Raw genomic sequence first — 8,998 nt, forward strand, 5'->3', positions numbered from 1 at the left:
CGCGGCTCAGGGCCGGCCCATGGCGAGGGAACGCGGCAGGGCCAGGGTCAGCAGCCGGGCGAGTCGGGCGGTGAACGTCACCGCCGAGTCCCGGAGGAAGAAGTGGCCGCCGGGCAGCGCGTGGGACTCGAAGCCGCCGGTGGTGCACCGCGCCCAGCCGGCCGCCGCGCGCGCGGAGACGATCGGGTCGGCGGTGCCGAAGAACGCGTGCGTCGGGCAGTCCAGCGGAACGCCGACGTCGCCCCGGTCGCTGGCGAACAGGTACAGGTCGTCGCGGGTCAGCGCCACCGCGCGGGCCAGCCACGCCGGGTGGTCCAGCAGGATCTCCGACATGCCGCCCAGGCTCATCATCCAGCGCGTCACCTCGTCGTCGGACGCGTCGACCAACGAGCGGGCGGAGGACGGCAGATCGGGCGCCTGCGCGGCGCCGACCACCAGCGTGGCCGGCGTGCTCGCGCTCCGGTCGGCGCGCCGCTGCGCCAGCCGGTAGGCGACCAGCGCTCCCAGGCTGTGCCCGTAGTAGGCGTGCGGTGCGTCGAGCGCGGGGTCGAGGCGACGGTCCAACTCGTCGACGAGCGCCGCCATGTCGAGGTGGCGCGGCTCGCGCGCCCGCTGCTCCCGGCCGGGGAGTTGCACCGGCACCACGTTGATCCTCGGCCGCAGGGCCCGGGCCAGCGGGGTGAACACCGAGGCCGCGCCGCCCGCGTGGTGGAAGCAGAACAGCCGCAGCGGCGCCGCCGGGTCGGGGGCGTGCGGCAGATAGCCGGTGCGCCCGGGCGCCGTCACGGTGTTCCCCCGGGCCGGTCGCCGGTGCCCCCCGGCCGGTGGCGGGCCGCCCGGCACGGTGTCCGCCATGCCGCTCAGCACCTCTCCAGGGCGAAGCCCGCCTTGATCCACTTGCTGGACTCGATGGCGATGGCCACCGCCCGGTCACCCGTGACAAGTTGCGGCAGGGTCCGCTCCAACTGGAGGAACGGCAGCGCGTTCCCGTTGTTGCCGGTCTCCGTGACGCAGGAGACCTCCTCGACGCCCGGCACATCCAGGTGCGTCATGATCCCGCTCGTCATCTTGCCGGACAACTGCGGCGGCAGCAGGTAGTCGACGTCCTCCCGGTCCCAGCCGAGGTCGCCGAGGACGGTCTCCAGCACCTCGCCGGCCATCAGCGGCACGCGTTCCTCGATGGCCTTGTAGTCCTCGCGGACCGCCGAGTGGCCCGCGCCCCGGTCGGCCATGCCGTACCACTCGACGACCTGCCCCGGGTCGCGGCCCAGCCCGGTGAGGACGTTGACGACATGGCGCAGCGCGGTGGACTGGGGGCGCGGCTCGGTGGACAGCACCACGGCGCCCGCGCCGTCCCCGAAGAGCAGCACGTTGACCAACTCGGCCGGGGCGAGGGCCGTCAGGTCCGCCTGGAGGTCCAGGTGTTTGGCGCAGACGTCGCCGCCGAGCACCAGGGCGGTGCGCGGCCCGTCCCCGCCGACGGCGAGCAGTTTGCGCGCCACGTCCAGCGCCTGGACGGCGCCGGCGCAGCCCGACTGGAGCTGGTAGGTGGGGATGTCGTTGATGCCGAGGCGGTCGGCGACCTGGTTGACGGTCGCGGGCATCAGCAGGTCGGGCGTGGCGGTGCCCAGCACCATCACGTCGACGTCGGCCGGTTCGACGCCCGCCGCCGCCAGGGCCCGGCGGCCGGCCGTCTCGGCGAGGTCGGCCAGCGAGTGCAGGGTCTTGCCGGAGTCGAGGTCCAGGGAGAGGTGACGGGTCTTGGTGCCGACGAAGGCGTCGACCCACTGCTCCCACAGCTTGTCCATGCCGAACCGCCGGGCCAGCGCCGCGTTGTCGACGGGGTCGCCCGGAAGGGCGGAGGCCGCCGACAGGATGCGGATGTCCGAGACGTCCATGAGGTCCCTTCGGCTGGTGCGCGGCGGGCTCGCCGCACGGGATAGGTCCGGCTACTCATGCTCGGGTGCGTTCCTAAGGCGCCCTTAAAAGCAGCCCAATGACTGCGTGTTGACCGTGGTTGGTCTGGTTACGATCAGCCGTGCGCCGGCGCCGCCGGGCGCGGGTGAGACATAGGTCTCACGGGTCGGCGGCCCTCGTAAGCAATTTCTACGATGTGGTCGAACTGGGAGTTCGGCACCGTTGAGCCACGGGGTCGGCTATGCCGATCGGCTGGCAGCCGCTTCAGCTGCCGGGGGAAGAAGTACACGACTGAAGCCGGAGGAGCCGTGATGAGGTACGAGATCTTGGGACCACTGAGAGTGGTCGAAGGGGAGGACGTTCGCACACTCAGCGCACGGAAGACGGAGATACTGCTCGCCGCTCTCCTCCTGAGAGCCAATCAGGTCGTCTCGATCGACCAGCTCATCGCGGAGATCTGGGGGGAGACTCCGCCACGCAGGGCGACCGCCGCCCTGCACGTCTACATCTCCCAACTGCGCAAGTTCCTCAAGCGCCCGGGGCAGTCCCGCAGCCCCATCGTCACCAGGGCCCCCGGCTACCAGTTCGAGCTGGACCCGGACGACCTCGACCTGGAGCGCTTCACCGCGCTGGTGGAACGGGGCAGGAGCCGGGCGCGCGCCCATGACCACGAGCGTGCCGTCGTCGATTTCAAGGCGGCGCTCGGCTTGTGGCGCGGCGGGCTGCCGCTGGGCCCCAAGGTGGGCGGCTCGATCCTGCTGGGCTTCCTCACCTGGATCGAGGAGGTCCGGCTGGAGACGATCGAGATGGTGATCGACTCCAGTCTGGCACTGGGCCGGCACCGGACGCTCATCGGCCAGCTGTTCTCGCTGACGGCCGAGTACCCGATGCGGGAGGCGTTCCACCGCCAGTTGATGCTGGCGCTGTACCGCTCCGAGCGACAGGCCGACGCCCTGGACGTCTACCGCGCCGCGCGCGGCATCCTCAACGAGCAGCTCGGCCTCGAACCGTGCCGGGCCCTCCAGGAGATGCACCAGTCGATACTCCTGGCGGACCGCGAGCTGGAACTGCGCGCCGCCTGACGAGCCGACGCCGTCCCGCGACGGCTCCCTTTCACGGACAGTGCCGTCCGTGAAAGGGAGGAACGCTCTCAGCCGCTGGGCTCCGCGTCGCGCACGCCCACCGCACGTTCCACTCTGGCCATCATCCGCACCAGTTCGGTCCGCGAACGCACCTGGGTCTTCTGGTAGATGTGTGTCAGATGAACGCTGACGGTGCGTGGACTGAGGTTCAGCCGCTCGGCGATCTCCTTCGTCCGGAGCCCCACGCCAGCCAGCTGGGCAACCTCACGCTCGCGCGCCGTCAGCGACCGCAGTGCCTCGTGATCGGTGTCGGTCTCCTGCGGTGGCTCCACCTCGGGCACCGCGTTGGACCGGGGCAACGCGGGGTTCTCCCGCGCCCGGCAGCTCTCCGCCAACACCACCATGCGGCGTTGGTCCTGGTGCAGCCCGGCCACCCCGAACAGCTCGGCGGCCACCCGGTACAGGGACGCGGCGGCCGTGAACCCGCCCTGCGCCCGCAGGACATGGGCCCGCACCGCCGTGGTGTAGGCCAGCCCCGAGGACTCCAGCAGCCGCCGCAGGCCGCCCTCCAGCGGGCTCGTCCAGCAGACCCCGGTCCGCTTGTCGCCGCCGGAGATCACCACCGCGTTCAGCAGCATCTCGATGTACGCGGGACGGGACGGCTTGGGCAGCAGAGGAAGCTCCGAACCACCCCAGGGCTTGGTGAACGCCAGCGTCAACTGCCGTTCGGAGAGCGCAGCGCCGCCGGGGAGGCCGACGGCTCTGATCACGCGGTCGGCCCGCCAGGGGAACGCCATCGGCGGCGGCACGGCGGCGGTGTCCTCCGGCGTGTGGATCGCGTCGGCCCAGTGGTCGTGCTCCGCCAGCCGTCCGTACGCCTCCTCCAGCGCGTCGGCTGCGGCGCCCAGCGGCTTGCTCCCGATCTGCCAGGCGGCGGCCCGCGTTCCGTTGACCGCTTCCCGCAGCTCGCGGGGCGTGCCGGCCCTGGCGCAGGCGCTGGCCAGCCCCGCGAGCGCCATCGGCAGCAGATGGCGCTGCCCCGAGGCACGCAGGATGCCCGCGGCGCGCTCGAAGTGCCGCTTCGCCTCCGGGTGATGGTCCGCCTGCAACTCGGTGGCGGCCAACAGCACCAGGTACTCGGGGCGTCTGCGGAGCGTGGCGTCGGAGAGCCCGTCGAAGGCGGCCGCGCCCTCGTCCAGGGCCCGCAGCGCCGCCAGCGGTCGCTCCAACAGCACCGCCCGCAGCGCCCGGACGGCGTGCGCGCCGGCCATCGACAGGGCGTCGCCCGACTCGGTCGCGGACGGCTTCGGCAGTGGGTCGGGGGCGCCCAGGTCGCGTCGGCCGCTGAGCAGATGGATGAACAGCTCTGCCACCCGCACGTCCACGGCCTCGGCGAACGGGATCGGCCTGGGGTTGTCGGAGCGGGCCTTCAGCATGGCCCGCGCCTCGGTGTAGTGCCCCAGTTGGCAGTCCATCAGGGCGCAGAACGCCGCGTTCGACGCCTGGAGCGCGGCCTCGCTGTGCGGCAGCACCAGCAGCACCGCGTGCGAGAGCCGGCGACTCTCCGCCAACTGGCCCGACATGCCCAGGACTCGGGCCAGCAACGTGGAGACCTCCATCACGGGCGTCCCTGTCGCCTCCGGGCCGCCGACCGGTCCGGGCCCTGCCGCCGGCGGGCGGTGCAGGTGCGGCAGGGCCCGCTTGAGCCAGCGGGCGGCCTTCGCCGGGTTGCTGTACGCCACCTCCCGCGCGCCCCTGACCAGGACCTCGGCGCCGCCGGGGTCGCCTTGGTCGATGGCGAACTCCAGGTGTGTGGCCAGGTCCTGGGGCGGGGCGCCGCGTTCGGCGAGCACCCTGGCGGTCACGCGGTGCGCCCGCGTCCGCCACTCCTGGTTGATGTGCGGGTAGAGCAGAGTGCGCAGCGCCGGGTGGCGGAGCCGGACGCCGGCACCGCCGGCCATGGGCCGCAACAGGTCACGCCTGCTCAGGCGGTTGATGGCGGCGCTGACCCGCAGCGGGTGCAGTCCGGAGACCCGGGCGATGGAGGAGCGGTCGGCGTTGTCCCCCAGCAGTACGGTGGCGGCGGTGACGCTCCAGTCGTCGGCCGGCAGCGTGTTGATCTCGCTGAGCGGCAGCGAGACCCCGGTGGCGCCGTCGACGCTCGTCGGGTCGGTCTCGGCGCAGAGCGAGCCGAGGTCGGTGTTCCCCGCGCTGTCCCACAACGCCTGGAGGTAGAGCGGGTTTCCCCCGCCGACGCGGTGCAGCCGTTCCACGCGCCAGTCGGTCCGTTCGACCCCCAGCACTTCGGCGGACTGCTCCAGGGAGAGCGGACCGAGTTGGAGCTGGGTGGCGCTGCCGTTGGCGATGCCCTCGCTGAGGCTGTTCCGCAACGGGGCGGAGGACTGCCGTGGGCGGCGCGCGATGACGACCAGCAGCGGCACGTCCAGCGGCCACCGCATCAGATAGTCCACGAACTCGGCCGAACAGGGGTCGGCCCAGTGGAAATCGTCCAGATACAGCACCATTCCGGAGGCCGGCACACGGCGGCCGATATGGTAACGCACCGCCGTGTAGGCGGAATAACGGCTCCGTTCGCCACTGGTTCCGTCCGGCTGGTGGGTCATTGTCGGATCGGCGGCGGAATCCCTCGTTGAAGTGGGCATAATCTCCGTGTGGCAGAGCCCGGCTTCGCCGATCACGCCGTCGAAGAGATGCCCGTCCAGGAGCGGCCCGAACGCGTGCAGGGGGATACCTTGCTCCGCCTCCGAGCAGCAACCGCTAACCGTGGTTGTCCCCCTCCGCTGCGTTTCGCGACGAAAAGCGGAGAGGAGCCTGCTCTTTCCGGTTCCTGGATCGCCCACCACGTCCACTATCCGGCTCTGCCTCAGGCGCAGTCCATCCAGTTGCTCGACGAGCTGGCACAGCTCCGCCCGCCTGACGGTGGTGAGTGACGGCGCTTGTAACCGGTCCGCAACGTTCAAGTCATCCCCCAGTGCATCCGTGAAAGGCGGCCACGTGCGCTGCCGGCGATAAACGCCCCGTGAATTTCGCGGAAAGTCCGGGAGACACACCGCCGGTTAGCCCGACATGTTCACGTGGTCGTCGCGTGAAGTGGTGCCGTCGTCAGTTCTGAGCGCTTGGCTTCATGATCAGCTTTCCCTCGGGGTGAACCCCGCCCCTGTTCCTCCCCTTTGGTCATGTGGGAAGGAAAAACTCCACTTGGAGATGGTGGGCGAAACTGGCATGGTTGGGCTAAACCTAGCACCCCTCGCGACCCGGAGGGTAAAGTGTTGGCAAAATGCCGGATACTGGCGGGTTCTGACGGGCGCGTACCCGGTCGGTACTTCCGGGTACGCACCCGACCAAGGTGTCAGCGCTGGTCCGATGACCTCCCCAACTCGTTGTCGATAAAGGCGAGGATGTCACTGGTGGACGCGGTCTGAATCGTGTTCTCCACATCCGAGGCGGGCGCCTGTGGACCCGCGTCCGACCAACGGTCCAGCAGGCCACGCAGCCGCTGGGTGATCAGCTGACGTTCCGGCTGCTCCGCCGGCATCCGCTCGAACGCGGCCTCCAGGCGGGCGAGTTCGGCCAGCGCCTCGTCCCCGGGCCCCGCCGGGGCGACGGCCTGGAGGACGTGTTCGGCCAGCGCCCCGGGACTCGGGTGGTCGAAGACCAGCGTTGCCGGAAGCCGCAGCCCGGTCGCCGCGTTGAGCCGGTTCCGCAGCTCCACTGCCGTCAGCGAGTCGAAGCCCAACTCCTTGAACGCCTGGTCAGCGCCGATCCGGTCCGCGTGCGCGTGCCCCAGCACGGCGGCGGCCGTCGACCGGACGAAGTCCAGCACCAGATCACGCTGTTCCTCCGGCGGCACCGACCGCAGCCGGTCCTCCAGCCGCACCTCGGGCGTCGCGGTGCCCCGGCGCTGCGGCACCCTGACCAGCTCCCGGAACAGCGCCGGCAGCGCGTCGCTCGCCGCGTGCCGCCGCAACACCGGCATCTCCAGCCGCATCGGCAGCAGCAGCGCCTTCCCCGACCGCAGCGCCGTGTCAAACAGCGCCAGGCCCTCGTCGGTCGGCAAGGGTGCCACGCCACCCCGGCTCATCCGGGCCACGTCCCGCTCCGACAGATGGGCCGTCATCGCGCTGGACTGCTCCCAGAAGCCCCAGGCCAGGGAGGTGCCGACCAGCCCGGACGCCCGGCGGGACGCCGCCAGCCCGTCCAGGAACGCGTTGGCCGCCGCATAGCCGGCCTGTCCCGCACCGCCGATGACGCCGGCGGCCGAGGAGAACAGCACGAACGCGGACAGGTCCAGATCGCGCGTCAGCTCGTGCAGGTTCCAGGCCGCGTCCACCTTGGGCCGCAGCACCCGGTCCAGCCGCTCCTGCGTCAACGACGGCACGATTCCGTCGTCCAGCACGCCGGCCGCGTGCACCACGCCGGTCAGCGGGTGCGCGTCCGGAACGGTCGCCAGCAGCTCGGCCAGCGCCTCCCGGTCGGCCGTGTCGCAGGCGGCCACCGTCACCGAGGCGCCCGCCTCGGTCAGCTCCTCCGCCAACTCCCGCGCGCCTTCCGCCCGTTCGCCTCGGCGCCCGACCAGCAGCACTCGCCGCACGCCGTGCTCGGCGACCAGGTGCCGCGCGAACAGCCCGCCCAGCACGCCGGTGCCACCGGTGACCAGCCAGGTGCCCGCCGAGGCCACCGACTCCTCGGCCGCCGGGGGCGTCTCGGCGCGCCGCACGCGGGGCACGTGCGCGACGCCCTCCCGGAGCGCCAACTGTGGCTCCTCCAGCGTCAGCACGGCCGGCACCACCGGCCGCGAGGCCGCGTCCCGTCCCAGGTCGAACAGCGTGATCCGCCCCGGGTTCTCCGCCTGCGCCGAGCGGACCAGGCCCCAGACCGCCGCGCCGGCCAGGTCCAGCACCGGCTCCTCGTCGGTCAGCGACACCGCGCCGGAGGTCAGCACCACCAGCCGCGACGCGGCGAACCGCTCGTCCGCCAGCCACCGTTGCAGCTCGGCCAGCGCCGGGTTCAGCGCCGCCCGCACCGCGTCGGGCGCCTCGGGACCGGCCAGCGGGCCGGCGTGCACGGGCAGTACCACCACGTCGGGCACGCCCGCCTCCGCGATGGCCGCCAGGTCGGCGAAGCCGTCGCCCGAGCCCAACACCCGGGAGATGCCCGGGTGTCCGGTGCCGAGCACCGCATAGCGGGTCTCCTGGCCCCGCTTCTCGGCCTCGGCGGGCAGTGGGAGTTCCGCCCACTCGATCCCGAACAGCGAACGCTGCTCGGCCCCGCCCGCACCCAACACCTCGGCCGGCACGGCCCGCAGCCGCAGCTCGGCCACCGTCAGCAGCGGCTTCCCCGACGGGTCGGCCAGCGTCAGCGCCACCGTCTCCTCGCCCGTTGGCGTCGCCTTCACCCGGGCCGAACCGCCGGCCACGCCCCACAGCCGGGCGCCCGACCAGGCGAACGGCAGCCGGGGCACTTCCGACGGACGCAGCGCCAGCACATGCAGCGCCGCGTCGAGCAGCGCCGGGTGCACGGCGTAGCCCTCGGGGTCGACGTCCTCGGGCAGGGCGACCTCGGCGTAGAGGTCGTCGCCGTCGCGCCAGGCGGCGGTCAGGCCCTGGAACGCGGGCCCGTAGCCGAACCCGGCGTCCGCCAGGCCCCCGTAGAGGTCCGTCACATCCAACGGCTCGGCGCCCGGCGGGGGCCAGGCCGTCAACTCCTCGGCGGGCGTGGCCTCCTGCTCCTCGGCCAGGAACCCGCTGGCGTGGAGGGTCCACGGGTCCTCGGGATCGGCGCCGGTCGGCTTCGCGTGGATGCTCACCGGGCGCCGGCCGTCCTCGTCGGGGGCGGCGACCGCCAGGTGCAGATGGGTGGGGGTGGTGAGGGTGAGGGGGGTTTGGATGGTGAGGTCGTCGATGTGGGGGTGGGTGGTGGTGTGGTGGGCGGCGTTGAGGGTGAGGTCGAGGTAGGCGGTGCCGGGGAGGAGGGGGGTG

The 8,998-nt window shown here is 72.3% G+C and carries 5 protein-coding genes; 1 reads left to right on the forward strand and 4 read right to left on the reverse strand.

What is annotated here, in order from left to right:
- Positions 1 to 6: 6 nt before the first annotated feature.
- Entirely contained in the window at positions 7 to 786 is a 780-nt protein-coding gene (locus FH609_RS28775) for a thioesterase II family protein (RefSeq protein WP_193318110.1), read from the reverse strand.
- Between the two features lie 74 nt (positions 787 to 860).
- Positions 861 to 1,898, reverse strand: coding sequence for a 3-oxoacyl-ACP synthase III family protein (locus FH609_RS28780; RefSeq protein WP_139674708.1), 1,038 nt, complete (start codon positions 1,896 to 1,898; stop codon positions 861 to 863).
- A gap of 330 nt (positions 1,899 to 2,228) precedes the next feature.
- Between FH609_RS28780 and FH609_RS28785 the strand changes: the two genes are divergently transcribed.
- Positions 2,229 to 2,999 carry an AfsR/SARP family transcriptional regulator gene (locus FH609_RS28785; protein ID WP_139674710.1) on the forward strand — a complete coding sequence of 257 codons (771 nt, stop codon included), beginning with the start codon at positions 2,229 to 2,231 and terminating at the stop codon, positions 2,997 to 2,999.
- A gap of 68 nt (positions 3,000 to 3,067) precedes the next feature.
- On the opposite strand, the gene FH609_RS28790 is transcribed toward FH609_RS28785, so the two are convergent.
- Both FH609_RS28790 and FH609_RS28795 read right to left on the reverse strand, forming a co-directional pair.
- Positions 3,068 to 6,070, reverse strand: coding sequence for a helix-turn-helix transcriptional regulator (locus FH609_RS28790; protein ID WP_139674713.1), 3,003 nt, complete (start codon positions 6,068 to 6,070; stop codon positions 3,068 to 3,070).
- 299 nt (positions 6,071 to 6,369) lie between these two features.
- The coding region (locus FH609_RS28795) for a type I polyketide synthase (RefSeq protein ID WP_139674716.1) at positions 6,370 to 8,998 on the reverse strand (2,629 nt) is incomplete at its 5' end.

It is taken from the genome of Streptomyces sp. 3MP-14 (assembly GCF_006334905.2).
In the GTDB taxonomy this organism is placed as follows: Bacteria; Actinomycetota; Actinomycetes; order Streptomycetales; family Streptomycetaceae; genus Streptomyces; species Streptomyces triticirhizae.

What these genes read in the sequence shown, in the direction of transcription:
- FH609_RS28780 (WP_139674708.1), bottom strand. Translation starts at nt 1,898, where the DNA reads ATGGACGTCTCGGACATCCGCATCCTGTCGGCGGCCTCCGCCCTTCCG.
- FH609_RS28785 (WP_139674710.1), top strand. Translation starts at nt 2,229, where the DNA reads ATGAGGTACGAGATCTTGGGACCACTGAGAGTGGTCGAAGGGGAGGAC.